Origin of the sequence: Falsiroseomonas sp. E2-1-a20 (genome assembly GCF_051433195.1) — a bacterium.
In the GTDB taxonomy this organism is placed as follows: Bacteria; Pseudomonadota; Alphaproteobacteria; order Acetobacterales; family Acetobacteraceae; genus Falsiroseomonas.
Genome location: NZ_JBHMFT010000012.1, coordinates 124564 through 147393, shown reverse-complemented (window position 1 = coordinate 147393; position 22830 = coordinate 124564). Strand labels below are relative to the sequence as shown.

Below are 22830 nucleotides of genomic sequence, written 5' to 3'. Positions count from 1 at the left end.
GGCCATTGCCCATGAAAATCTGCGTCTACGGCGCCGGCGCGATCGGCGGGCATATCGCGGCGCGCCTGGCGCTCGGCGGGGCCGAGGTCTCGCTGGTGGCGCGCGGCGCGCACCTGGCGGCGATCCAGGCCAATGGCCTGACCGTCCACGCCCATGACGGCACCCATCTCAGCCACCCGAAGGCCAGCGAGAATCCAGCGGATCTCGGGCCGCAGGATGCCGTGATCGTCACCGTCAAGGCGCCGGCGCTGCCGGCTGTGGCTGCCGGCATCGCGCCGCTGCTGGGGCCGGAGACCGCCGTCGCCTTCGTGATGAACGGCATCCCCTGGTGGTACTTTCTGAGCCAGCCCGGCCCGCATCACGGGCGCCGGCTGCCGGAGGTCGACCCGGACGGCGCCATGGAAAGCGCGGTCGGCATCGGCCGCACCATCGGCGGCGTGGTCTATTCCGCCGCCGAGGTCGTGGCCCCCGGCGTGGTGCATTCCGAACACGGCAACATCCGCGTGATCCTCGGCGAGCCGGACGGCGCCATTTCCGCCCGCGCCCAGGCGATTTCGGCCGTGCTGGCGGCCGGCGGCATGCCATCCCCGGTGACGCCCGACATCCGCTTCGAGGTCTGGTCCAAGCTGCTCGGCAACCTCTCCAACGGCCCGCTCACCGTGCTGTCCCGCCGCGGCGTGCGCGACACCTTCGCCGACCCGGTGCTGCGCCAGGCCGCGCGACGCAGCGCGGAGGAAGCCCGCGCCATCGCCGCGGCACTCGGCATCCACCTGCCCGATGCCGCGATCGAACGCGTGGCCGGCGCCAACATGGCGCACAAGCCCTCCATCCTGCAGGACCTCGAGATCGGCCGGCCGATGGAGATCGACGGCATCTTCGAGATCCCGCTGCAACTGGCGCGCATGACCGGCACGCCGACCCCGCAGCTCGACCTGCTGGTCGCGCTGGCGAAGCAGGCCGCGCGCGCCGCGGGGCTGTATGCGGACGTGAAAGCCTAGAGCATTTTCAAGTCAGGCGGATACGCCTGACGGCTCGGAAAATGCGCCAAATCAACAGCTAAGGCGGTTTCACCTGTGCATGGCACAGGTGAAACCGCCTTAGCGGGAGACATCGACACCCTCCAGCGCGCCCGCGCCACTTGCGGAGCCCTGGACGATGCTCAGGCTGCCGTCGGTTTCCAGCACGACCGCCGCCACCTGTCCCGGCTCGGCGGCCCCGGAACCGCGCAAGGCGGCCAGGATTTCCGCCCGCGTCACCCGCTGCGCCCGCATCGCGCCCTCCAGGAACCGGCCGCGATGCAGCAGCAGCGTCGGTTCGGACTTCACCAGGTCGCTGAAGCGTGGTGACCGCGCGGACAGCCACGCCACCGCATATTGCAGCCCCGCCAGCAGCGCGAAGGCAGCCAGTCCCTCCGCCAAGGCAACGGATTTGCTCAGCAGCACCGTCGCCAGGGTCGAGCCGAGTGCCACGGTGACGATCAGGTCGAAGGCATTCAGCTTCGCCAGCGTCCGCTTGCCCGAGACCCGCAGCATCACGACCAGCGCCGCATAGGCCAGCGTGCCGACGACCAGCACGCGCAGGATTCCGAACCAGCTTTCGAAGAACATCGGGGGCAACCTCACTGTGCAATCGGATGGCAGGCCCACAACGCGCGCGATGCCGGTTTCGCTCCGGGCGCCTGTCAGCGCGGCAGGTCGGTCTGCCCCAGCACCCAGCCTTCCCACCGCCGCACCCACGGGTCCTCCGGCACATGGTCCGGCCGCGCCCCGTCCAGCACCGCGACCAGCGCCAGCAGGCCGAGCACGCAGTCCAGCCGGTCCTCCCCCGCCGCATCGGCGCCGAAGCCATCGGCGATGACCTCGGCCAGGGCAGGGGAGGGTTCCACCCGCAGCCGCGCCATCGCCGCCCGCAGCGCCGCTGCCATCGCCCGGCGCGGCGCCTGCAGCCGCTTGCTGCCGGCCAGCCGCAGGCCCAACTGGCGCAGCGCCTCCGCCGGATAGACCTCGGCCAGCACCACGCGGCCCGGCGCCAGCAGCGCATGCAGGCCGCCGGCGAAGGGCCACAGCGCAACCGGCGCCCCCGCGGCGAGTGCCGGCGCGATCCAATCCCGCCAGGCCGCGATCGCCGCCTTGCCGGACTGGTTGGCGCCCAGCGTCCAGAACACCGGCGCCCCCGCCGGCCGCGTCGCCGTCGCCCGGTCGCAGAGCCGCGACAGCGATGCCGGCCCGGCCAGGCCAAGCGCCGCGGCGTGGCCCGCCCGCGTCATCCCCTTGATGCCGCGCGCCGGGTAGAAGGGCCGTGCGGGCGCCACCTCCGCCAGCGTCGCCGCCACCAGGAAGAAGGCGGGATCCCGCACCAGCCCGGCCAGGAAGGCCGGAAAATCCGCCTCCGGCCGCAGCGCCGCCCAGTCCCGCGGCACGCCGAGCGGCAAATCCAGACCCAGCGCCACCGGCAGGCCGGGCGCCAGCAGGTCGGGCAGCAGGCGCGCGGTATCGCCGACCGGCCTTGGCGCCTCCGCCTGCCAGCCTCCGCCCTGCCGCCGCGCCACCGCCATCCAGCGCTTGCCCGGCGCGAGGCTCCAATCCGCATGCGCCGCGATCATGGTTTCGCTTTCATGGATCGCCGGCCGGCGTGCCATAGTCGCGGGCGGAACGGGAGGCAGGCTGCGCATGGACCTGGCGACGGAGACGCCGATGCAGGCGCCCATCAAGGGGCGGGACACGCTGCACCCCGATGGCCAGTATTCGCGGCTGGCCAAGTGGTTCCACTGGCTGACGGTGCCGCTGCTGTTCCTGGCGCTGCTGACCGGGCTGGTCATCCGCTTCATGAAGGATGACGCGAAGATGCCCTTCTACGCGCTGCATGAGAGCCTCGGCCTGCTGATCCTCGGCCTGAGCCTGGCGCGCCTCGCCTGGCGCGGCTTCAGCAAGGCGCCGGTGCTGCCGGACCACGTGCCGGCGACGCAGCGCCGCGCCGCGGCCTTCGTGCACCACGCGCTGTATGCGGCGCTGATCATCCAGCCGCTGCTCGGCTTCTTCACCACCAATGCCTATGGCTTCCCGATGCAGGGCGCCACCGCCTTCCTCGGCTTCATCGACCTGCCGAAGTTCATGGAAGCCGCGCCGGCCCTGGCCGGCGTGCTGCACTGGATGCACAGCCTGCTCGGCTGGACCTTCCCGCTGCTGCTGGCCGCCCATATCGGCGGCGCCATCTACCACCACGCCATCCGGCGCGACGGCACGCTGCTGCGGATGCTGTGAGGGCCTATTTGATCGGCTTGTTGGCGCGGTCCATCAGCCGGCCGAACCAGCCCTTCTTCTCCGGCTCCGCCGCCTTCTCCGCCGCGGCCAGCTTCGCCGCGGCGGCTTCCTCGGCGCGGATGCGGCGGTCCTTCTCGGCCAGCCACTTGTCGAGGCTCACCCCGGCCTTCGCCGCCCTGCGCGCCTCATAGGCGCGCTGCCCCTCGGTCAATTCCTGCGTCTTCGCCATGGCGAGGTCTCTCCGTCCGCCGCGTCAATGGCGCGGCGGCGAGGGCTTCGCAAGATGGTGTTCGGTCGCCCCTTTGCTGCGACTGCGGAAGCACCGGCCCGTGGGTTGCGCCGCCCCGGCCATGGGCAGATTATCCGGCGCATGGAACCGAAGGTTAAGGCAAGCATATGGGTGTCCATGGCCCTGCGCCTGTCAGATATCGCCGGCCGGTCAGGGGCCGTGCTGCGCAAGGGCGACCCGGATGCGGGTGGCATCCTGTGCGTGCTGCGCGCCCGCAACGAGATGATGGTGCTGTCGCAGGTGCGTGACGCCGAAGGCCGCGCCGCCTGGATGCGCGGCACCGGCACCGCCCCGGTGGACCAGCCCACGGCCGATGCCTATGTCGAGCGCCAGGTGCAGCGCGACCCCGATTTGTGGGTGGTGGAATTCGACGCGCCCGACCTGAAGCCGCCCTTCGAGGCCCGGCTGATCTGATCGCCTACTCCACCGTGCCGAAGCAGCGGTCCCCGGCATCGCCCAGCCCCGGCACGATGAAGCCGCGATGGTCCAGCTTCTCATCGAGCGACGCGGTGTAGATCGGCACGTCCGGATGCGCCGCGGCCAGCCGCGCCACCCCTTCCGGTGCCGCCACCACGCAGACGAAGCGCAGATGTGGCGCGCCGGCCTCCTTCACCCGCTGCACCGCGGCCACCGCGCTGCCGCCGGTCGCCAGCATCGGGTCGAACAGGATGGCGCCGCGGGTGCGGACTTCGGGCGGCATCCGCAGCATGTACTGGCTCGGCTTCAACGTGTGTTCGTCCCGCACCAGGCCGACATGGCCGACGGGCGCTTCGGGCAGCACCTGCATGCCACCCTCCATCAGCCCAAGCCCGGCCCGCAGCACCGCGACCAGCACCGGCTCCGGCGCCGCCAGCATCCGGTGGTCCATCGTGACCAGCGGCGTGGTCACCGCGCGCAGCTCCGTCGGCAGGTCGCGGGTCGCCTCCAGCGTCAGGATCGCGCCGATTTCCGCCAGCAGCTTGCGGAAGCGCGGGGAGGGGGTGGCGGCGTCGCGCAGCTCCGCCAGGCGGTGCGCCAGCAGGGCGTGGTCGACGACGTGCAGGGTGGACATGGGCGGCATCCGTTCGAAGAAGATCCTGTCTCAATCCAGCAGCCGCACCGCATCGCCAACCCTGATCGGCCCGCAGCGCGCGGTGGCGGCGTAGATGCCGAGATCATTGCCGAAATGCTGCGCCACGGTCCGCAGCACGGTGGCATCGCGCGCGGCCGTATCCGGGCAGATGGTGACCATGGCGCAGCGCGGCGCCGGCCCGCTGACCATCAACTCGGCGGCGCCGATGGCGATGCGGCGGGACTGCCAGCCGGCTTCCGCCGCCTCGCTTTCGATGACGATGTTGATGCGGAAGCGCCGCGCATCCAGCGCCGTGCCATGCGCCGCATCGAGCCGCGCCAGGCTGCCCGTCGTCACCAGCGAGATCGGCATCGAGTCAAACGCGCCGCGGCCGAGATGCAGCAGCGCCACCGGCTCCCCGGCCTCCACCGCCAGGGTTTCGGCCAGGGCCGGATCATCCAGCGCCATGACGCGCCCCTCGGGATCGGTCACCTCGACCGGCGAAGTCCGCAAGGTCTCCGGCTCCAGGTAGCGCGCCGCATGGCGCACCAGCCCCGGCACCTGGCGCCCGGTCAGCCAGGGGAAATGGCTGCGGCTGGTGCTGCGCAGGAAGCTGTACTGCCGGTCGCCTTCCAGCCCGGACCATCGCAACTCGGCCGCCTCCAGCGCCTCGCCGGCCATGGACTTCACGGGAAAGCGGGTGAGGGCGGTGACGCGCCCGATCGCCTGGCTCCTCACCGCGGCACCGTCTGCACCACGATGGTCCGCGCCGCGACCCGCCGGCCTTGCCGCCGCGCCGCCTCCACTGCCGAGGCCAGGGCTGCGGCGAAGTCCGCCACCGGTTCCACCTGCGACCGGGAGGCGGCGAGAAGCGGCCCCTCGCTGGCCACGGCCAGCACGAGGTCCGTGCCGAACGGCGCTCCCACCAGCCAGGGACCGGCACCGGTCCCGGGCAGCCGCAGCCGTGCCCCCGCCGCGAGCCCGGCGCGGTCTTCCAGCCGAACCGCCTCGCCGCTGGTGGACAGGTAGTAGAGCGCCAGCTGCCCGCCCCAGCCGGGCATCGCCACGTCGAAGCGCAGCGGCGCCCCATCCGGCTGCGCACCGCTGCCCACCAGGTCAAGGCCACCTTCGCCCGGCACCTGGCGCAGCGCGGCCAGCACCTCGCAATACGGGCCTTCGAAGCCGCTCACCGCCAGGGCCTCCGCCGGTGCTCCCCGCGCCTGCAAGGCGCTGCGCAGCGCCGGCTCGGCGGCACGCCGGGCCAGGCCGGCCAGGCGCGGCGGGTCCTCGCCCGTCACCGAAAGCCGCGCGCAGGCCTGGCCCTGCGCCACCTCCGCCAGCACGCGCCGCAGGTCCGGCGCCGCCGGGGCCGCGGCCCGCTGCGGCAGCGAGCCGGTGGGGGCCGGCTCCAGCCGCAGTTCGATCCGCCGGTTGCGCGCCAGGGCCTCCGGCGTGTCGCGGTCATCCAGCGGCTGGGTGTCGCCGAAGGCGGCAGCCGCGACGCGGTTGGCCGGCAGCCCGGCATCGATCAGCAGCCGCGCCACCGCCAGCGCCCGCGCCGCCGACAATTCCCAATTGGCGTTGCGCCCGCCGCCACGGATCGGGCTGCGATCGGCGTGCCCATCGACGCGCAGCAGCCAGCCGAGATCGGCCGGGAACTGCCGCGACAACTCCAGCAGCACCGTCCCCAGCTCCCGCATCTGCTGCTGCCCCGCCGGCGACATCTCCGCCGAGCCGACCGGGAACAGCACCTCCGACTGGAACACGAAGCGGTCGCCGACGATCCGCACCTCCGGCCTTTCGCCGAGAACGCGCCGCAGCCGGCCGAAGAAGTCGGAGCGGTATTGCTGCAATTCCTCGACCCGCGCCGCCAGCGCCACATTGAGCCGCTGGCCGAGCGCCACGATCTGCGCGTCCTTGTCCCGCCCGGCATCCTCCGCCGCATCCAGCGCGCCGGCGACGCGGGCCATCTCCGCCCGCAGCGCCTCCAACTGCCGGGTCAGCAATGCCACCTGGGCGCGGGCACTTTCGGACAACCGGCCATACTCGCCCGCCTGCGCCTCGGCCGCCGCCCGCCGGCGCTCCTCCTCCGCCGCGCGACGGTTCGCCTCCGAGGCCAGCTGCGCCGCGGCGGTGCGGCCCTGCTCGGCCTGTGCCACGCGCGCCTGCTCGCCGCGCAGCAGGGCCAGCGCCTCGTCGCGGGCCTGTTCCACCGAAGCCCGCTGCCGCGCCTCGCCCTCGGCCCGGGCCAGCGCCTGCTGCGCCTGACGCTCCAACTGGTCCCGCAACGCCTGCAAGGCCGAGATCTGCTGCGTCAGGCCTGCGATGTCGGACAGCCGCGCCTGGATCGTCGCGCGGTCCGCCGTCACGGTCTGGTCGAGCCGCTCGGCCTCCGCCCGCAGCGCCGCCAGGTCGCGCCGCGCCGCCTCCAGCCCGGCCCGCGCCTGCGCCAGTTCCGCCGCCAGCGAGGCCGCCTCGCGCCGCCGTTCCTCCAGGTCCCGCGCCGCGGTGGCGCGTGCCTGGGCCAGTTCCTGCGCGGTCGCCTGCCGCGCCGCGCGTTCCGCGGCCAGGTCGCGCGACAGCGCCTGCGCCGAGCCCTGCGCCGAAGCCAGATCCTGCCGCGTGGCTTCCAGCACCGCCCGCGCCGCCGCCAATTCGCGCGCGAGACCCTCCGCCTCCTGGCGCCGCGCCGCCAGTTCCTGCGCGGACAGCGCGCGCGCCTCCGCCAGTTCGGCCGCCGTCGCGCCAAGCGCCGCCTGCGCCGCGGCCAGGTCGCGCGCCAGCGCCTCCGCCTCCTGCCGCCGTGCCGCCAGCTCCCGTGCCGACAGCGCGCGCGCCTCGGCCAGTTCGGCCTCCGTCGCGCCGCGCGCCGTGCGTTCCGCGGCGAGGTCGCGCGCCAGCGCCTGCGCCTCCCGCTGCCGCGCCTCCAGGTTCTGCGCGGTGGCCTCCCGCGCCGTGCGCTCCCCGGCCAGGTCCCGACCAAGGGTCTCCACGGTGCCCCGCGCCGTCGCCAGGTCCCGCCGCACCGCCTCCAGCGCCGCGCGTTCCGCCGCCAGCAGCCGCTGCGCATCGGTCAGGGTGCGGACGGTGCGCGCGGTGTCGCCGCCCGCCGCCTCGGCCCGCGCCTGCGCCTCCGCCAGCCGGCCCTCCAGCTCCGCGATCCGGGCCGAACCGTCGCGGGCCGACAAGTCCAGGTCGGCGAGCCGCGCCGAAAGCCGGGAGCGTTCGCCGCGCGCTGCATCGCGCTCGCCGACCAGCCGGTCGCGCTCCTCGCGCAGCGCCGAAACCCCCTCCAGCGCCGCATCCCGCGCCGCGACGGCGACCCGCAGATCCTCCGTCAGCCGCCCGAGCGAGCCGCGCAGTTCCTCCGCCTGGCCACGTTCCAGCGACAGCAGTTCCGACAACTCGCTGACCTGCCGGTTCAACCGGTCCAGCGCCCGGTCGCGCGAGGACAGCGCCACCGAGAGAAACCCCTGGCCCAGCACGAAGACCAGCAGCACGAAGATGATGACCATGAGCAGCGTGGACAGCGCGTCCACATAGCCCGGCCAGGCATCCAACCCGCCCCCGCCCCGCCGCCGGCGACCCCCCAACGCCATGGATCAGGCCGCCACGATCATCGCGACGGGTCTTCCGCCAGCGCCGCGATGGTGCGGGCCAGCACCTTGATCTCGTTGCGGATTTCGGTGGTGGCCTGCATGCGTCCCTGGGTCATCTCCTCCAGGATGCGGGCGAGGTAGAGTTCCTGGTTGCGGATATGCCCGCGGGAGGCATCGTCCAGCGCGCCATGCGCATTGGCATCCGCCATGTTCTTCAGCGTCGGGATCAGCTGCGACTGGCTTTCCGCCATGCGCGACATCAGCACCTGCGCCGCGCGCATCTGGTCCGCCAGGATCGACAGGCGCTCGGTCAGCGTCATCAGCGCCTGGTTGGACTGCGCCCGGCCATCCTCGCCACGGCCGATGGCGCGCTGCAATTCCTCCATGTTCTCGGCGGATTGCTCCAGCAGCGCCTGGACATAGGCGGGCATGGAGCCTTCGCCCTCGTTGCCCAGCGCGCCGGACGACAGCCGCGTGGCGCCCGCCAGCCAATCCTCCAGCTCCGAATAGAAGCGGTTCTGCGCCTGCCCGGCGGTGAGGTCGAGGAAGCCCAGCACCAGCGCGCCGGCGAGGCCGAGCATGGAGGAGGAGAAGGCGATGGACATGCCGCGCAGCGGCTGCGCCAGGCCGGTCTTCAACTGGTTGAACATCGCATTGATGTCGCCCGAGCCCACCGACATGCCGCCGATCACGTCGGAGACCGCCGCGATGGTCATCAGCAGCCCCCAGAAGGTGCCGAGCAGGCCGAGGAAGATCAGCAGCCCCGTGGCATAGCGGGACAGTTCGCGGCTTTCATCGAGGCGCGAGGAGATGCCGTCCAGCACGCTGCGCATCGCCATGGCGGACAGCGACAGGCGTTCGGACCGCCGGCCCGCCAGCATGCTGGCCATGGCGGCCAGCAGCCGCGGCGGCTTGCGCGGGGCGGCGACGCCGGGCTTGCGGAACGCCTCCAGCCATTCGACCTCCGCCGTCAGCACCAGCACCTGCCGGATGTTCCAGCCGATGCCGAGCAGCAGCACCACGGCGATGACGCCGTTCAGCATCGGGTTGGCGGCGAAGGCGGTGGCCAGTTCGCCCGACAGCAGCCCGACCAGCAGCGACACCGCCGCGAGAAAGGCGAGCATGCGCCACAGGAAGACGGTCGGGTTGGTCATGCGGCTACCTCGTGCCCGGCGTGGCGCGCGGGACGCCCGGCGGAAGGATCTCGGCAATGTCGGCCGGCGGTTCCAGCCGGCCGAGGGCGCGGATATCGACCCGCGTCGCCACCAGGCCCGCGGCCACCAGCGCATCCCGCACCGCGGCCGCGCGCGCCAGCGACAGCCGCCGCGCGATCGAGGCATCGTCCGCCGGCCCGCTGGCCTGCGCCTGCACCGTGATGCGGCCGGCCGGGATTGGCGCCAGGGTCTGCGCGATGCCGGCCAGGGCCTGCCGGTCCCGCGTGCTCAGCGCCGACTGGCCCTGCGAGAACTCGACGCGCCAGCCGCCCTCCGGCCGCGGAAACACGCCTTCCGCCCCGGCCGCGGAGACGGCCAGGAGGAGCGGCAGTGCAGCGATAAGGGCGCGGAATCGCATGATTCCGGAAGGCTAGCCTGTCAGGCCAGCCCGCGCCATCGTCAGCTCGTTACGGACGCGGCGCGGTGCGCCTGGGCCGCGGCGATCCCCTCCGCCACCACGTCCCGCAGCTTCGGATGCAGCGCCTGGTTGCCGCAGACCACGTCGCCGGTCTCGTAATGCGTCTCGCCGCCGGCGGGGTCGGAGAGGAAGCCGCCGGCCTCCTTCACGATGACCAGGCCGGCCGCGATGTCCCACTTGTTCAGCCCGAGTTCCCAGAACCCGTCATACCGCCCGGCCGCGACCCAGGCGAGGTCGAGCGCCGCCGCGCCGAAGCGCCTGACGCCGGCCACCTGCGGCATCAGCCGCGCCAGGGTTGCCGAGAACTCCGCCTTGCGCTGCACCTTGGCGAAGGGGATGCCGGTGGCGAAGACGGCGGATCCCATGTCGCGCCGCGCCGAGACGCGCAGGCGCTTGTCGTTGAGGAAGGCGCCCATGCCCTTCTCGGCCCAGAACATCTCGTTGCCCGCCGGGTTGTAGATGCAGCCGGCCATGAGTTCGGAGGTGGTCTCCCCGGTGCGCTTCTCGACGCCGACCGAGATCGCCCAGTGCGGGATGCCGTGCAGGAAGTTCGTGGTGCCGTCCAGCGGGTCCACCACCCAGCGCCATTCCCAGTCATCCGCGCCGGACGCGCCGGATTCCTCCATCAGGAACCCCCAGCCCGGCCGTGCGCGGGACAGTTCCTCGCGCAGCGTCTGCTCGGCGCGCAGGTCCGCCTGGCTGACGAAGTCGCCGGCGCCCTTGGCGGTCACCTGCAGCGATTCGACATCGGCGAAATCCCGCAGCAGCCGGCGGGCGGCCTTCTGCATGGCGGCTTGCAGCACCGTCATGGAGGCGGAGAGGCGGGGCGAGACGGCCATGGAGAAGATTCCGGATTGAATGAGCATTGCGCCTGCCCCCTCTCCCCCCAGCGGGGGGAGAGGGCTGCGCAGGCTTGGCGCGCAGCGCCTAGCCGAAGCGGGTGAGGGGGGACCCCCCGCGATCAGCCCTTGGCGCGCTCGTAGTAGCTGCCGTCTTCCGTCTTCACCACGATGCGCTCTCCCACCGTGATGAAGGGCGGCACCATGGTCTTCACGCCGTTGGACAGGACCGCGGGCTTGTAGCTGCTGGTCGCGGTCTGGCCCTTCACCACCGGATCGGCCTCCACCACTTCCAGCGTCACCTGCTCCGGCAGGGTCATGGCCACCGGCTCGCCCTCGATCAGGCGGACGCCGACGGTCATGTTCTCGACCAGGAAGGGCAGGCGGTCGCCGAGGATGTCCTTCGGCACCTGGGTCTGCTCATAGGTCTCGGGGTCCATCAGGACGATCATGTCGCCCTCGGCGTAGGAGAAGGTGAACTCCTTGTCCTCGGTCATCAGCCGCTCGACCGTATCCGCCGTGCGCCAGCGCTGGTCCTTCTTGGACCCGGTCTTGATGTTGCGCATGTCGACCTGGATGATCGCATTGCCCTTGCCAGGAATCATGATGTTCTGGCGGATGATGGTGTAGCGCTGGCCCTCGAACTCGATGACCATGCCGGCGCGCATCTGGTTGGCCTGCATCTTCGCCATGGTGCGGTAGTCCTGAATGAGCGGTGGGGAATGTCCGGGCGCGGATACAACGCCGGGCGGCCAGGGGCAACCTTGGCGGCAACCTCAGCAGGCGATGGTGGCCAGGTGGCCCGACCGCCCATAGGCCAGGATCGCCGCGTCCCGCGTCACCACCGGCAGCCCCCGGTCGCGGGCGGTCGCGATGATCAGGCGGTCGCCCGGGTCGCCATGCAGGTCGCCCGGCAGCCAGGAGGAATCGACGGCGGCCCCCGGCGTCAGCGGCGCCTCCCGGATGCCGGGGCCGGCCATCACGCGGGCAAACCAGGTCTTCGGGTCCGGCAGGAAGGCCAGCGCCTGGCGGTTCGGGCGGGGCCGCGCCAGCAGCCCGACCTCCCACGCCGAGACCGGCGAGACGAAGATGCCGGTGCCGCGCCCGGCCTGCTGGATGGCGTCCAGCGCCTCCGGCGCCATCGCCGCGCCGGTCGCCAGCCAGATCACCGCGCAGGTGTCCAGCAGCACGCCATCCCGGCTCATCCGTGCAGGTCGCCCTGCTCCGCCGCGATGGGTTCGTCCGCGACCGGTGCAGTCAGGTCGAAGCCGGGCGGGATGGTCACGCTGCCGCGCAGGAAGCCGTGCAGCGCCGCCACCTCGGCCGCCGGCGGCGTCGGCGGCACCAGCACGGCAACGACGCGGCCCCGCTTCGTCACCTCCACGCGGTCCCATTCCCCGGCGCCGACGCGGTCGAGGATCTCGAGGCAGGTCGCCTTGAACTCGGTGGCGCCGATCAGCTTCGTGGTGGGCATGTCATCCCCCAACTGGTCATCCCAGATGACCATATATCCCGCCGCGATCGCGGCACAAGGAGCTTGCACCCGCCGCATCCATGCTATGCCCACGCCATGACCGTGCAGCTCAAGAAAGTCGCCGCCGATGAAGGCGACACCCGTCTCGACCGTTGGCTGAAGCGCCACGTCCCCGCGCTGACCCAGGGGGCCGTGCAGAAGATGCTGCGCACCGGGCAGATCCGCGTCGACGGCAAGCGCGCCGAGGCCAACACGCGCCTCGAAGCCGGCCAGGAAATCCGCATCCCGCCGGTGGCGGAAAACCCTGCCCGTGACCTGCCGCGCACCCCGAAGCCGGTGGATGAGCGGGACGTCAAGGCGCTGCACCAGATGGTCATCCACAAGGATGCCGATGTGCTGGTGCTGGACAAGCCGCATGGCCTGGCCGTGCAGGGCGGCCCCGGCATCGCGCGCCACCTGGACGGCATGCTCGATGCGCTGCAGTTCGACGCCGTCGAACGCCCCCGCCTGGTGCACCGGCTGGACCGCGACACCTCCGGCGTCCTGGTGCTCGCCCGCACCCTGTCCGCCGCCTCCCGCCTCGCCGCCGCCTTCCGCGGGCGGGATATCGAGAAGACCTACTGGGCGGTCGTATTGGGAGAGCCCAGCCCGCCCGCCGGCCGCATCAACATGGCCCTGGTCCGCCAGGGCGGTCCGCGCGGCGAACGCACGGCGCCGGCCGAACACGGGGAGGACGGCACCCACGCCATCACGGATTTCCGCACGCTGGACGTGGTGCGCCGCAAGGTCGCCTGGCTGGAGATGAAGCCGCTGACCGGCCGAACCCACCAGCTTCGCGTCCATGCGGCGGAGGCGCTGGGCTGCCCGATCCTGGCCGACGGCAAATATGGCGGCCAGGCCGCGCATGTGGAGGGCCTGCCCGCCAGCCTGCACCTGCACGCCCGCGCGCTGCGCCTGCCGCATCCGGCCGGCGGCTGGCTGGAAGTGGCCGCGCCGCTGCCGCCGCACATGAAGGAAACATTCGCGTTCTATGGCTTCGAGGCGCCGCGCACGCCGAAGCCGCGCCGGGTGAGTTGAACACGCGGGGTAGGTGAGGCTGTCCCGCGGATGGTAGACAGCCGCATGACACAGCCCGCCCCCCGCCGTCGCCGCTGGCCCTGGATCCTGCTGGCCCTGGTCATCGGCCTGCCAGCCCTGGTCCTGGGCGCCGCGCTCGTCTTGCTCGATGCGGAGTCCCTCCGCCCGCGCCTGGTCGCCGCCGTGGAACGCGCCACCGGCCGCGCCTTCACTGTGGGCGAGATGCGCCTCGGCCTGTCGCTGGTGCCCACCGTGGAACTGCGCGACGTGGCGCTGGCGAACGCCGAGGGCGGCAGCCGGCCGCAGATGCTCACCGCGCGCCGCGTCCAGGTCCAGGCCGCGCTGCTGCCGCTGCTGTCCCGCGAGATCCGCATCTCCCGCATCGAGCTGGAGGACACCGACCTGTTGCTGGAGGTCGACGCCCAGGGCCGCGGCAACTGGCAGTTCGCCCGCGCCCAGCAACCCGCCGAGCCCACCCAGCCGGCGCCGGAGGAAGCGGTGCGGGAGGCGCTGGCGCTGGGCATCGACGCGCTGCGCCTGGAACGCGGCCGCATCGCCTGGCGCGACGCCCGCAACGGGATGGCCGAGACCGTCGAGTTCACCCGTCTGGACGCCACCGCCCCCCTCGGCGCCGCGATGACGGCGCAGGGCGAGGTGGTGCTGCGCGGCCAGCCCGTCGCGCTGAGCGCCGAGACCGGCGCCCTCGCGGCGTTCGGCGGCGCGCAGCCCTGGCCGGTGGCGGCGACGCTCGGCGCGGCGGGCGCCGAGGCGAAGCTGGACGGCACGCTGGCCGGGCAGGCCTGGGAGGGCCGGGTGGAGGCGCGCGTGCCGGACCTGTCCAGCCTTGCCCCGCTCGCGCAGGGCGTCGCGCTGCCGCCACTCCGCGACGTGGTGGCGAATGCCGCCGTCGCCGGGACCGGCGACGCGGTGTCCGCCGTGCGCGACCTGCGGCTGGTGGTGGGCGCCTCGGACCTGTCCGCGCTGCGCCCCGGCCTCGCCATCCGTGGCGCCGAACTGACGGCGGCAGGGCTGGAGGCGCCGATCGCGCTGGCGGCCGACCTGACGGTGGAGGGCCAGCCGCTGCGTCTCGCCGGGCAGGCCGGCACGCCCGCGCTGCTGCTGGCCGGGGGCGCCGGGCCGCTGCCGGTCGACCTGCGCCTGGAAGGGCAGGGGGTCGCCGGCACCGTCAAGGGCGCCATCGCCCAGCCCCTCGCGCTGCGCGGGGTCGACCTGGCGATCACCGCGGAGGCTGCCGACCTCGCGCCCTACGGCGTGGCCGGCCCCGGCAGCGTCTCCGGGCGGCTCGTCGCGCCAGGGCCGGGCCTCGCCGGTGGGCTGCGGCTGAACGGCCTGCGTGCCGAACATCCGGCCGCCGCCGTGCAGGGCGACCTCGCCCTGGCCCTGGCCGCGCGCCCGAACCTGACCGGCACGCTGGCCTTCCCGCGCCTCGATGTGGACGCCCTTCGCGCCGCCCGCACGGCACCGGCCGCCGCACCCGCGGCACCCGCATCCGCGACGCCAGCGCCAGCCGCTGCTGCCGACAACCGCGTGATCCCCGCCACGCCGCTGCCCTATGCGGCGCTGCGCGCGCTGGACGCCGACCTGCGCCTGAGCGCCCCCGCCATCACCGCCGGCGGCCAGCCCTGGCGCGAGGTTTCCGCCCGCCTGGTCCTGGAGAACGGCACCGGCCACATCGCCCCGTTCTCCGCCCAGACCCCGGCCGGTCCGGTTACCCTGCGCATCGAGGCCGATGGCCGTGCCGACCCGCCGCGCCTCCACGTCGTCGCCACCTCGCCCGGCCTCGACATGGCGGCACTGTCCCGGGCTCTGGGCCGCGACCCGTTGCTGATCGGGTCGGCGCAGCTCGATGCCGACCTCGCCGGCACCGGCGCGGACGTCCGCGCCGTCGCGGCGAGTGCCGCGGGCCATCTCGGGCTGGCGCTGGTCGATGGCCGCGTGCCGCGCTCGCTGCTGCGCGCCCTGCCGCAGGAGGTGCTGGGCATGGTCCTGCCCGGCGGCAACGAGGACATCCCGCTGCGCTGCTTCGCGCTGCGTGCCCCCGCGGAGGGCGGCATCCTGCGCATCGCCACGCTGTACGCCGAAGGCGCCCTCGGCCGCATCGCCGGCACCGGCGCCATCGACCTGCGCGACGAAACGCTGGCGCTGCGCCTGCAGACGGATTTGCGCGCCGGGCCGGTGGCGCTGCGCGCGCCGGTGAGCATCGCCGGAAGCTGGCGGGCGCCGCGGGTCGGTGTCGAGCCCGGCGCCGCGGCAGCGGCGGGCATCGGCGCCTTCCTGTCGCAGCAGCGGACGCCGGACCGCTCCTTGCAGGCCCTGGCCGAGATTCTGGGCGGCGGCGGCCAGCGCGCGGCGGCGGCACCGCTCGGGGAATGCGGCGCGGCGCTGGCGGAGGCGCGCGGCGGCACCGCCGGCCCGGCCCCCGCCACGGCCGTCGCGCCCGAACCCGCGGCGGCCACGCCGCAGCCCGCGGCACCCGAGGCGCGCCGCCCGGACCCGGTCGATCTCCTGCGCGGCCTGCTCGGCCGCTGACGGTTCCCAAGCCGGCGCGTCCGGCTTAGGAATGGCATCAGGGAGTGGCAAGATGGATCTGACCCGTGTCCTGGGCGCGCTTCTGGGTGGCGCCACGCGGTCGCCGCGCCGGCGGCGCCGCACGACCCAGCCTTTCGGCGGTGCCCTCGGCGGCCGCAGCAGCCAGGCGCAGATCGTCCGCGCCCTGGCCGGCCTCGCCGGCGTCGCGATCGAGGCGATGACCCGCAACCAGGGCCAGGCCTCCGCCCCGCCGCCCTCCCGCCCGCTGCCGGAATGGACGGGCGCCAGCCAGGCCCCCTCCCGCCGCATCCCGCAGACCGGTTCCCCCTACGTCGCGCCCGCCGAGGCGCCACCTTCTGCTGAAGATCAGGAAAGCCTGCTGCTGATCCGCACCATGGTGGCCGCCGCCAAGGCCGATGGCGCGGTCGACGCCACAGAACGCGCCGGCATCGCCGGCCAGCTCGACGCCGCCGACCTCACCGCGGAGGAACGCGACTTCGTCCTCGCCGATTTCGACACGCCGCTGACGCCGGAGGCGCTCGCCGCCCAGGCCGGCGACCCGATGCTGCGCGCCCGCCTCTACGCCGCCGCCGTGGCGGCGATGGGGGAAATCACGCCGCCCGAACGCGCCTGGCTCGACCGGTTCGCGAAGACCCTCGGCCTGGACCAGCGGGCCGCTTCAGCCATCGAGGAAAGGCTCGCCCCATGACGCCCACCGACGGACTGACGCCGGAGCAAGCCGCGCTGCGCGACCGCGCCCGCGAATTCGCCCGCGAGGCCGCGGCCCAGGCCGCCGAGACCGACCGCAGCGGCCTGTACCCCTGGCCGATGGTGCAGCGCATGGCGGAAGCCGGCTTCACCGGCCTGACCATCCCGCGCGAATGGGGCGGCCCCGGCGGGTCCGTGCTCGATGCCGCGCTGGTGGTGGAGGAACTGTCCAAGGCCTGCGCCGTCTGCGGCCGCATCGCGGTGGAGGCCAATATGGGCGCGGTCGGCGCCATCATGGCCTACGGGTCCGAGGCGCAGAAGAAGCTGGCCGCCGGGCTGGTCCTGGCCGGCGACAAGCCCGCCATCTGCATCACCGAACCCGATGCCGGTTCCGCCGCGACCGAGATGACCACCACGGCGGAACGCCGCGGCAATCGCTGGGTGATCAACGGACGCAAGACCTGGATCACCGGCGGCGGCGTCTCCCGCCTGCACCTGATCTTCGCCCGGGTGATCGAGGACGGCGCCTTCAAGGGCATCGGCGGCTTCCTGGTGGTGCGCGATGGCGAAGGCGCCCCGGCCGGGCTGATCGTCGCACGGCGCATCCCCTCCCTCGGCCTCTGCGGCATGCCGGAGGCGGAGTTGCAGTTTTCCGATCTCGAAGTGGCGGACGACATGGTGCTGCGCGCGCCGGGCGGCTGGCAGCGCGGCTTCGGGCGGCTGATCGATGCCTATAACGGCCAGCGCGTCGGCGCCGCCACGGTGGCGCTCGGCCTCGCCGCCGGCGCCTATGAACATGCGGTCGACCGCGCCAATGCCCGCACCCAGTTCGGCCGGCCGATCGCGGAATTCCAGGGCCTCGGCTGGATGCTGGCCGACATGTCGATCGAGGTGGAGGCCGCCCGCGCGCTGGTCCACCGCGCCGCCCGCAGCGCCGGCCCGGCCGGCTTCCCGGACCGCCTGGCCGCCGCCCAGGCCAAGGTCTTTGCGAGTGAAATGGCAATCCGGGTGACCAACAACGCGCTGCAGGTGTGGGGCGCGGCCGGCTATTCCAAGGACAACCCGATGGAGCGCTACCTGCGCGACGCCCGCATGTTCGCCATCGCCGGTGGCACCGCCCAGGTGTTGCGCACGCAGGTCGCCGAGCAGATCCTCGGCCGCAAGCTGCCACAGACCCGGGACGGCTTCCTGCGCATCATCGCGGCGGAGGGTGCGGCCGGGAAACTGGCGGCGGATTGAACCCGCCAAGGTTGACTCGGCGCGACCCGCCCCGTATCTGGCCCAGCCTTCCCAGGACCATGCAGATGAAAATTCGCAACAGCCTCAAGACCGCCAAGGTCCGTGACAAGAACTGCATCCTGGTGCGGCGCCGTGGCCGCACCTATGTGCTGAACAAGAAGAACCCGCGCCTGAAGGCCCGCCAGGGCTGAGGCGTCGCCGCTCCGGGTCTCCGGGGCGGATTGGTTCGTGCTTTCGCGCCGCGCCAGGTTCCCTGGCGCGGCGTCGTCTTGTTCCGCGAACCGCCCTCGACCGGTCCGGCCTATCGGGTGGCCCCGCCGCCGGAGACGGGCGTCGCGGTGCTGCCCGGTCCTGTCGCCTGGCTCGTCTGCCCGCGCGGGTCGTCCGCCGGGTCGATGTAGTCGAGCGCCCAGGGGCCGGTGCTGTTGAGCTGCACCACCGTCTCCTCCCGGGTGAAGGCGAAGTGCGCCATGCCCGGCGAGAAGGCGAAGAAGCTGCCCGCGGGCAGGGGTTTCGCCTCCTCGCGATTGATCGTCTCCCCGGTTCCAAGGTGGAAGGTGCCCGAGATCACGGTGACGATCTCCGGCCGCGGGTGTGTGTGCGGCGGAATCATGTAGCCCGCCGGCAGGCGCAGCCGAAGCGTGAAGAGCCCATCGGTGGATGGGTTGCCGTGCAGCGTCACGGCCTCCGCGCCCTTTGGCAGGGACGCCGGGCCGGGACCCCAGCGCATCTCCTCCGGCGTCTGGATCACGTGCTGTCGTGGTTGGGACTGCGCTTGCTGCGCCGCGGCTGAACCGCTGAAGGTGAAGAGCGCTGCAAGGCCGATGGCGGTTGCACGCAAGGCGGTCTTCATGGCGAGTCTCCCTTTCGGATGACCACGCATGACCAACGCCGGTCGGGCCGCCCGGTTCGTTCGCCCGATGTATCGGCGCCAGGCCACCTGCCGACTTGCCCGCCGCGCCCCGCGCCTCCATCTTCCCGGCCATGCCGAGGAGCCTCCGCCATGATCGCGCTGCCGCCGCCATTCCCGCATATCCTGGCCCGGCGCGCCGAGATCGTGGCCGCCTTGCAGGCGATGCTGCCGCCCGAGGGCGTGATCCACGAGGCGCTGCGCCTGCGTCCCTATGAGACCGATGGCCTGACCGCCTACCGCCAGATCCCCCTCGCGGTGGTGCTGCCCACCACGACCGAACAGGTCGCCGCCGTGATGCGCTACTGCCACGAGACCGGCATCCGCGTGGTCCCGCGCGGCGCCGGCACCAGCCTTTCGGGCGGCGCCCTGCCGCTGGAGGATGCGGTGGTGATCGGCCTGATGCGCATGAACCGCATCCTGGAGATCGATTTCGAGGACCGCCTGGCGGTGGTGGAAGCCGGCGTCACCAACCTCGGCATCACCAAGGCCGTGGAGCATGAGGGCTTTTTCTATGCCCCCGACCCGTCCAGCCAGCTCGCCTGCATGATCGGCGGCAACGTCAACATGAACTCCGGCGGCGCGCATTGCCTGAAATACGGCGTCACCGCCAACAACCTGCTCGGCCTGCGCATGGTCACCCCCACCGGCGACATCGTCGAGATCGGCGGCGACCACCTGGATGCCGCCGGCTATGACTGGCTCGGCCTGATGACCGGCAGCGAGGGCATGCTCGGCATCGTCACCGAGGTCACCGTCCGCATCCTGCGCGGCCCGGAAGGCGCGCGTGCGATGCTGGCTGCCTTCAAGGGCACGGAGATCGCCGGGGCGGCGGTGGACGCCATCATCGGCTCCGGCATCATCCCCGTGGCGCTGGAATTCATGGACAAGCCCTGCATCCATGCCTGCGAGGCCTTCGCCCATGCCGGCTACCCGCTGGACGCGGAGGCGATGCTGATCATCGAGGTCGAGGGCAGCGTCGCCGAACAGGACGCGCTGCTCGACCGCATCAAGGACATCTGCTCGCGCTTCGACCCGATCAGCCTGAAGGTGGCGCAGACGCCGGAGGAGTCGGTCGCGATCTGGAAGGGCCGCAAGGGCGCCTTCGGCGCGGTCGGCCGCATCTCGCCCGACTACCTCTGCATGGACGGCACCATCCCGACCGGCGAGCTGCCGCATGTGCTGAAGCGCATCGGGGAGATGAGCGTGCAGTACGGCCTCCAGGTCGCCAACGTCTTCCACGCCGGCGACGGCAACCTGCACCCCCTCATCATGTTCGACGCCAACGACCCCGCCAGCTTCCACAAGGCCGAGGCCTTCGGCGGCGACATCCTGAAGCTGTGCGTCGAGGTCGGCGGCTGCCTCACCGGCGAACACGGCGTCGGCGTGGAAAAGCGCGACCTGATGCACGTCCAGTTCCACCCGCATGAGCTGGCGCAGCAGCGCGCCATCAAATCCGCCTTCGACCCCGCCTGGCTGCTGAACCCGCACAAGGTGTTTCCGCTGCTGGACGCGGCATGATCGAACCCCACGACGAGGCCGCGCTCGCCGATGTGGTGCGCGCGGCGCGCGAGCCGCTGGCCATCGAGGGCAACGGCACCAAGCGCGCCCTGCTGCGCCCGGTGCAGGCGGCGGAGACGCTGAGCACCCGCGCGCTGACCGGCATCACCCTGTACAAGCCGACCGAGCTGGTACTCTCCGCCCGCGCCGGCACGACGCTGCCGGAGATCGAGGCGGCGCTGGCCGAGCACGGCCAGATGCTGGCACCGGAGCCGCCCGACCTGTCCGCCTTCTTCGGCGCGGACCAGCCCGCCACCATCGGTGGCATCGTTGCCACCAACCTGTCCGGTCCGCGCCGCATCACCGTCGGGGCCCTGCGCGACCACCTGCTCGGCATCCGCTTCGTCAACGGGATGGGGGAGGTGCAGCGCAGCGGCGGGCGGGTGCTGAAGAACGTCACCGGGCTCGATTTGTGCAAGCTGCTGGCCGGCAGCCACGGCACGCTCGGCGTGATGACGGAGGTGACGCTGAAGGTGCTGCCGGCGGCGCGCGACTCCGCGACGCTGTCGGTGGCCGTGGCGGGCCTCGCCACCGGCATCCGCGCCCTGTCCGCCGGCCTCGCCAGCCCCTACGGCGTCAGCGGCGCCGCGCTGATCCCGGCGCCGGACGGCAGCGCCACCGCGCTGCTGCGGCTGGAGGATTTACCGGACAGCGTCGCCTACCGCGGCGGCCGCCTGCGCGACGACCTGCTCGCGCATGGCGAGGTCACGCTGCTGCCGCGCGAGGAGTCGGAGGCGCTGTGGCGCCGCGTGCGCGATGCGGAACCCCTGGGTGCCGCGCCCGAGGAGGCCGTCTGGCGCATCTCCGTCCGCCCCAGCGCTGCCCCCGCCGTGGTCGCCGCCCTGGCCGATCCCACCCGGAAAATGCTGCTGGATTGGGGCGGTGGCCTGGTCTGGATCGCCGGGCCGGCGACGGAGGCCGCGCATGAGACCGTGATGCAGGCCGCACTGGCCTCCCGCGGCAGCTTCACCCTGTTCCGCGCCCCCGCGCCGCTGCGCGCCGCCGTGCCGGTGCTGACGCCGGAAGCTCCGGCGCTGTCCGCCATCGCCGCCCGCGTGAAGGCCGCGCTCGACCCGCACGGCCTGTTCAACCCCGGTCGCATGAGGGCCAGCCTGTGAATCCCCGCGTCGCCATCCTCGGCCTGCATCTCGAGGTCAACGCCTTCTCCCCGCCCACCACCCGGCTCGATTTCGAGCAGCAGAGCTGGGTCGAGGGCGAGGCGATCACCGAGGCCGGACGCGCCAAGGTCAGCGCCGTCCCCACCGAGATCCCGGGCTTCTACACCCGCATGGACGCGACCGGCGCATGGGAGCCGGTGCCGCTGATCGTCATCACCGCGCCCCCCGGCGGCATCATGGCGCCAGGCATCTTCCCGGAGTTCCTGAGGATCGCGCGCGCCCGCCTGGAAGCGGCCGGCCCGGTCGACGCCGTCTACGTCGCCAGCCACGGCGCCAGCCGCGCGGCGGAGGAGGCGGACACCGACGGCGCCATCCTCGCCATGCTGCGGGAGGTCGTCGGGCCGGATGTGCCGATCGTCGGCACGCTCGACCTGCACTGCAACGTCTCCGACCGCCAGATCGCGCTGTCCGACCTGCTGATCGCCTACCGCACCAATCCCCATGTCGACATGCGCGAGCGCGCCTCGGAGGCCGCCGGCGCCATTCGCCACATGCTGGCCAGCGGCGAACGGCCCGAAACCCACTTCATCCGCCTGCCGATGACGCCGCCCACCGTCACGCTGCTGACCGCCGAGGCCTCGCCCTATTCCGCCGCCATCGCGGAAGGCGTCGCGGCGCGGGAGGCGGACCCCGATCTGGTCGGCGTCTCCGTCACCGGCGGCTTCGCCTATACCGACATCCCGAAATGCGGCCTCTGCGTCTGGGCCTCGGCACGGCCGGGGCAGGGCGCCAAGGCGAAGGCGCTCGCGGAACGCCTCGCGGGTCGCATCTGGCAGGATCGCGCGGCGCTGAGCCGAACGCTGACCTCCATCCCCGATGCGGTGGCGCTGGCCGTCGCGGCCGGCGCCGATGCGGCCGTGCCACGCCTGGTGCTGGCCGACGTCGCGGATAATCCCGGCGGCGGCGGCGGCGGCAACACCACCGCGCTGCTGGCTGCCCTGCATCAATCGAGGGCCCGCGGCGTGGTGTTCGGCGTGCTGATCGACCCGGTGCTCGCCGCCGCCGCCCATGCGGCCGGGCAGGGCGCCCGGATGCAGGCGGTGGCCAACGCGACGCCCGGCCCCTTCGCCGAGACCTTCCGGACCGGCGCCACGGTCCGCGCGCTGTCGGACGGCACCGGCGTGGGACGCCGAGGCAGCATCGCCGGCCGCGCCTTCTCCATCGGCCCGGCGGCGCTGCTGGAACTGGAGGATAGCGGCCTGCTGCTGGCCGTGGGCAGCCTGCGTCGGCAGCTCCTGGACCCTGCGATGCTGGAGATCCTCGGCGTCGACGTCGAGGCGGCGCGCACCATCGTGGTGAAGTCGCGCGGCCATTTCCGCGCCGGCTTCGACATCTACGCGACGCCCGACCGGACCCTGGAAGTGGACGCGCCGGGCCTGGTCAGCCCGGTGCTGTCGCGCTTCGAATTCCGCGGCCTGCCGCGCCCGGTGTTCCCGCTTGATGCGGACGCCGCCTGGGGATAGC

At 73.0% G+C, this 22830-nt stretch carries 24 protein-coding genes; 11 read left to right on the top strand and 13 right to left on the bottom strand.

Annotated elements, in window-relative coordinates:
- Positions 1-11 precede the first annotated feature (11 nt).
- Entirely contained in the window at positions 12-998 is a 987-nt protein-coding gene (locus tag ACFHPP_RS16260; RefSeq protein ID WP_437164297.1) for a ketopantoate reductase family protein, read from the top strand.
- A gap of 99 nt (positions 999-1097) precedes the next feature.
- Here the strand turns inward: ACFHPP_RS16260 and ACFHPP_RS16255 are convergent, their stop codons facing one another.
- Positions 1098-1607, bottom strand: coding sequence for a DUF421 domain-containing protein (locus tag ACFHPP_RS16255; protein WP_437164296.1), 510 nt, complete (start codon positions 1605-1607; stop codon positions 1098-1100).
- Between the two features lie 74 nt (positions 1608-1681).
- On the bottom strand, positions 1682-2602 hold the full coding sequence (locus ACFHPP_RS16250) for a hypothetical protein (protein WP_437164295.1): 921 nt from the start codon (positions 2600-2602) through the stop codon (positions 1682-1684).
- Positions 2603-2669: 67 nt separating this feature from the next.
- Between ACFHPP_RS16250 and ACFHPP_RS16245 the strand changes: the two genes are divergently transcribed.
- Positions 2670-3260, top strand: coding sequence for a cytochrome b (locus ACFHPP_RS16245; protein ID WP_437164294.1), 591 nt, complete (start codon positions 2670-2672; stop codon positions 3258-3260).
- Between the two features lie 4 nt (positions 3261-3264).
- Here ACFHPP_RS16245 and ACFHPP_RS16240 read toward each other — a convergent pair whose 3' ends face one another.
- Positions 3265-3489, bottom strand: a complete 225-nt coding sequence (locus ACFHPP_RS16240; protein ID WP_437164293.1) for a hypothetical protein — start codon at positions 3487-3489, stop codon at positions 3265-3267.
- A 141-nt stretch (positions 3490-3630) separates the two neighbouring features.
- On the opposite strand from ACFHPP_RS16240, the gene ACFHPP_RS16235 reads away from it, so the two are divergent.
- Positions 3631-3963, top strand: a complete 333-nt coding sequence (locus ACFHPP_RS16235; RefSeq protein ID WP_437164292.1) for a DUF1491 family protein — start codon at positions 3631-3633, stop codon at positions 3961-3963.
- Between the two features lie 4 nt (positions 3964-3967).
- Here the strand turns inward: ACFHPP_RS16235 and upp are convergent, their stop codons facing one another.
- The 9 genes from upp to ACFHPP_RS16190 form a co-directional block, all read right to left on the bottom strand.
- Positions 3968-4600, bottom strand: a complete 633-nt coding sequence (upp, locus tag ACFHPP_RS16230) for a uracil phosphoribosyltransferase (protein WP_437164291.1) — start codon at positions 4598-4600, stop codon at positions 3968-3970.
- A 30-nt stretch (positions 4601-4630) separates the two neighbouring features.
- Positions 4631-5338: an MOSC domain-containing protein gene (locus tag ACFHPP_RS16225; RefSeq protein ID WP_437164290.1), complete on the bottom strand. Its 708-nt coding sequence runs from the start codon at positions 5336-5338 to the stop codon at positions 4631-4633.
- Entirely contained in the window at positions 5335-8160 is a 2826-nt protein-coding gene (locus tag ACFHPP_RS16220; protein ID WP_437164289.1) for a peptidoglycan -binding protein, read from the bottom strand. The genes ACFHPP_RS16225 and ACFHPP_RS16220 overlap by 4 nt, the downstream gene beginning before the upstream one ends.
- A gap of 56 nt (positions 8161-8216) precedes the next feature.
- Positions 8217-9353, bottom strand: a complete 1137-nt coding sequence (locus ACFHPP_RS16215) for a flagellar motor protein MotA (RefSeq protein ID WP_437164288.1) — start codon at positions 9351-9353, stop codon at positions 8217-8219.
- A gap of 4 nt (positions 9354-9357) precedes the next feature.
- Positions 9358-9771, bottom strand: a complete 414-nt coding sequence (locus ACFHPP_RS16210) for an OmpA family protein (protein WP_437164287.1) — start codon at positions 9769-9771, stop codon at positions 9358-9360.
- Between the two features lie 41 nt (positions 9772-9812).
- Positions 9813-10670, bottom strand: a complete 858-nt coding sequence (locus ACFHPP_RS16205; RefSeq protein ID WP_437164286.1) for an inositol monophosphatase family protein — start codon at positions 10668-10670, stop codon at positions 9813-9815.
- A 122-nt stretch (positions 10671-10792) separates the two neighbouring features.
- Entirely contained in the window at positions 10793-11362 is a 570-nt protein-coding gene (gene efp, locus ACFHPP_RS16200; protein ID WP_437164285.1) for an elongation factor P, read from the bottom strand.
- Positions 11363-11446: 84 nt separating this feature from the next.
- The gene (locus ACFHPP_RS16195; protein WP_437164284.1) at positions 11447-11875 is read right to left on the bottom strand and encodes a type II toxin-antitoxin system VapC family toxin; all 429 of its coding nucleotides are present in this window, start codon (positions 11873-11875) and stop codon (positions 11447-11449) included.
- On the bottom strand, positions 11872-12177 hold the full coding sequence (locus ACFHPP_RS16190) for a type II toxin-antitoxin system Phd/YefM family antitoxin (RefSeq protein WP_437164283.1): 306 nt from the start codon (positions 12175-12177) through the stop codon (positions 11872-11874). Before ACFHPP_RS16190 ends, ACFHPP_RS16195 begins: the two co-directional genes overlap by 4 nt.
- Positions 12178-12240: 63 nt before the next feature.
- On the opposite strand from ACFHPP_RS16190, the gene ACFHPP_RS16185 reads away from it, so the two are divergent.
- From ACFHPP_RS16185 to ykgO, 5 genes are all read left to right on the top strand, one after another.
- Entirely contained in the window at positions 12241-13221 is a 981-nt protein-coding gene (locus ACFHPP_RS16185) for an RluA family pseudouridine synthase (protein ID WP_437164282.1), read from the top strand.
- Positions 13222-13266: 45 nt separating this feature from the next.
- Positions 13267-15771, top strand: coding sequence for an AsmA family protein (locus ACFHPP_RS16180; protein WP_437164281.1), 2505 nt, complete (start codon positions 13267-13269; stop codon positions 15769-15771).
- 52 nt (positions 15772-15823) lie between these two features.
- Positions 15824-16480, top strand: a complete 657-nt coding sequence (locus ACFHPP_RS16175; RefSeq protein WP_437164280.1) for a DUF533 domain-containing protein — start codon at positions 15824-15826, stop codon at positions 16478-16480.
- On the top strand, positions 16477-17718 hold the full coding sequence (acdA, locus tag ACFHPP_RS16170) for a 3-sulfinopropanoyl-CoA desulfinase (protein ID WP_437164279.1): 1242 nt from the start codon (positions 16477-16479) through the stop codon (positions 17716-17718). The genes ACFHPP_RS16175 and acdA overlap by 4 nt, the downstream gene beginning before the upstream one ends.
- A 65-nt stretch (positions 17719-17783) precedes the next feature.
- A complete protein-coding gene (ykgO, locus tag ACFHPP_RS16165) occupies positions 17784-17909 on the top strand; it encodes a type B 50S ribosomal protein L36 (RefSeq protein ID WP_430668059.1) in 126 nt (41 codons plus the stop codon).
- A 110-nt stretch (positions 17910-18019) separates the two neighbouring features.
- Here ykgO and ACFHPP_RS16160 read toward each other — a convergent pair whose 3' ends face one another.
- Entirely contained in the window at positions 18020-18571 is a 552-nt protein-coding gene (locus ACFHPP_RS16160) for a cupin domain-containing protein (protein ID WP_437164278.1), read from the bottom strand.
- Between the two features lie 150 nt (positions 18572-18721).
- Here ACFHPP_RS16160 and ACFHPP_RS16155 point away from each other — a divergent pair, with 150 nt between their 5' ends.
- From ACFHPP_RS16155 to ACFHPP_RS16145, 3 genes are read left to right on the top strand one after another with little or no spacing between them, the layout of a single operon-like run.
- Positions 18722-20149, top strand: a complete 1428-nt coding sequence (locus ACFHPP_RS16155) for an FAD-linked oxidase C-terminal domain-containing protein (RefSeq protein ID WP_437164277.1) — start codon at positions 18722-18724, stop codon at positions 20147-20149.
- Positions 20146-21306, top strand: coding sequence for a glycolate oxidase subunit GlcE (gene glcE / locus ACFHPP_RS16150; RefSeq protein ID WP_437164276.1), 1161 nt, complete (start codon positions 20146-20148; stop codon positions 21304-21306). Before ACFHPP_RS16155 ends, glcE begins: the two co-directional genes overlap by 4 nt.
- Positions 21303-22829 (top strand): M81 family metallopeptidase, encoded by a 1527-nt coding sequence (locus tag ACFHPP_RS16145; protein WP_437164275.1) that lies wholly within the window; start codon positions 21303-21305, stop codon positions 22827-22829. The genes glcE and ACFHPP_RS16145 overlap by 4 nt, the downstream gene beginning before the upstream one ends.
- The last annotated feature ends 1 nt before the right edge of the window (position 22830 follow it).

Coding starts and splice junctions, on each gene's coding strand:
- ACFHPP_RS16260 (WP_437164297.1), top strand. CDS start 12: ATGAAAATCTGCGTCTACGGCGCCGGCGCGATCGGCGGGCATATCGCG.
- ACFHPP_RS16255 (WP_437164296.1), bottom strand. CDS start 1,607: ATGTTCTTCGAAAGCTGGTTCGGAATCCTGCGCGTGCTGGTCGTCGGC.
- ACFHPP_RS16250 (WP_437164295.1), bottom strand. CDS start 2,602: ATGATCGCGGCGCATGCGGATTGGAGCCTCGCGCCGGGCAAGCGCTGG.
- ACFHPP_RS16245 (WP_437164294.1), top strand. CDS start 2,670: ATGGACCTGGCGACGGAGACGCCGATGCAGGCGCCCATCAAGGGGCGG.
- ACFHPP_RS16240 (WP_437164293.1), bottom strand. CDS start 3,489: ATGGCGAAGACGCAGGAATTGACCGAGGGGCAGCGCGCCTATGAGGCG.
- ACFHPP_RS16235 (WP_437164292.1), top strand. CDS start 3,631: ATGGAACCGAAGGTTAAGGCAAGCATATGGGTGTCCATGGCCCTGCGC.
- upp (WP_437164291.1), bottom strand. CDS start 4,600: ATGTCCACCCTGCACGTCGTCGACCACGCCCTGCTGGCGCACCGCCTG.
- ACFHPP_RS16215 (WP_437164288.1), bottom strand. CDS start 9,353: ATGACCAACCCGACCGTCTTCCTGTGGCGCATGCTCGCCTTTCTCGCG.
- ACFHPP_RS16210 (WP_437164287.1), bottom strand. CDS start 9,771: ATGCGATTCCGCGCCCTTATCGCTGCACTGCCGCTCCTCCTGGCCGTC.
- ACFHPP_RS16205 (WP_437164286.1), bottom strand. CDS start 10,670: ATGGCCGTCTCGCCCCGCCTCTCCGCCTCCATGACGGTGCTGCAAGCC.
- efp (WP_437164285.1), bottom strand. CDS start 11,362: ATGGCGAAGATGCAGGCCAACCAGATGCGCGCCGGCATGGTCATCGAG.
- ACFHPP_RS16195 (WP_437164284.1), bottom strand. CDS start 11,875: ATGAGCCGGGATGGCGTGCTGCTGGACACCTGCGCGGTGATCTGGCTG.
- ACFHPP_RS16190 (WP_437164283.1), bottom strand. CDS start 12,177: ATGGTCATCTGGGATGACCAGTTGGGGGATGACATGCCCACCACGAAG.
- ACFHPP_RS16185 (WP_437164282.1), top strand. CDS start 12,241: ATGACCGTGCAGCTCAAGAAAGTCGCCGCCGATGAAGGCGACACCCGT.
- ACFHPP_RS16180 (WP_437164281.1), top strand. CDS start 13,267: ATGACACAGCCCGCCCCCCGCCGTCGCCGCTGGCCCTGGATCCTGCTG.
- ACFHPP_RS16175 (WP_437164280.1), top strand. CDS start 15,824: ATGGATCTGACCCGTGTCCTGGGCGCGCTTCTGGGTGGCGCCACGCGG.
- acdA (WP_437164279.1), top strand. CDS start 16,477: ATGACGCCCACCGACGGACTGACGCCGGAGCAAGCCGCGCTGCGCGAC.
- ykgO (WP_430668059.1), top strand. CDS start 17,784: ATGAAAATTCGCAACAGCCTCAAGACCGCCAAGGTCCGTGACAAGAAC.
- ACFHPP_RS16160 (WP_437164278.1), bottom strand. CDS start 18,571: ATGAAGACCGCCTTGCGTGCAACCGCCATCGGCCTTGCAGCGCTCTTC.
- ACFHPP_RS16155 (WP_437164277.1), top strand. CDS start 18,722: ATGATCGCGCTGCCGCCGCCATTCCCGCATATCCTGGCCCGGCGCGCC.
- glcE (WP_437164276.1), top strand. CDS start 20,146: ATGATCGAACCCCACGACGAGGCCGCGCTCGCCGATGTGGTGCGCGCG.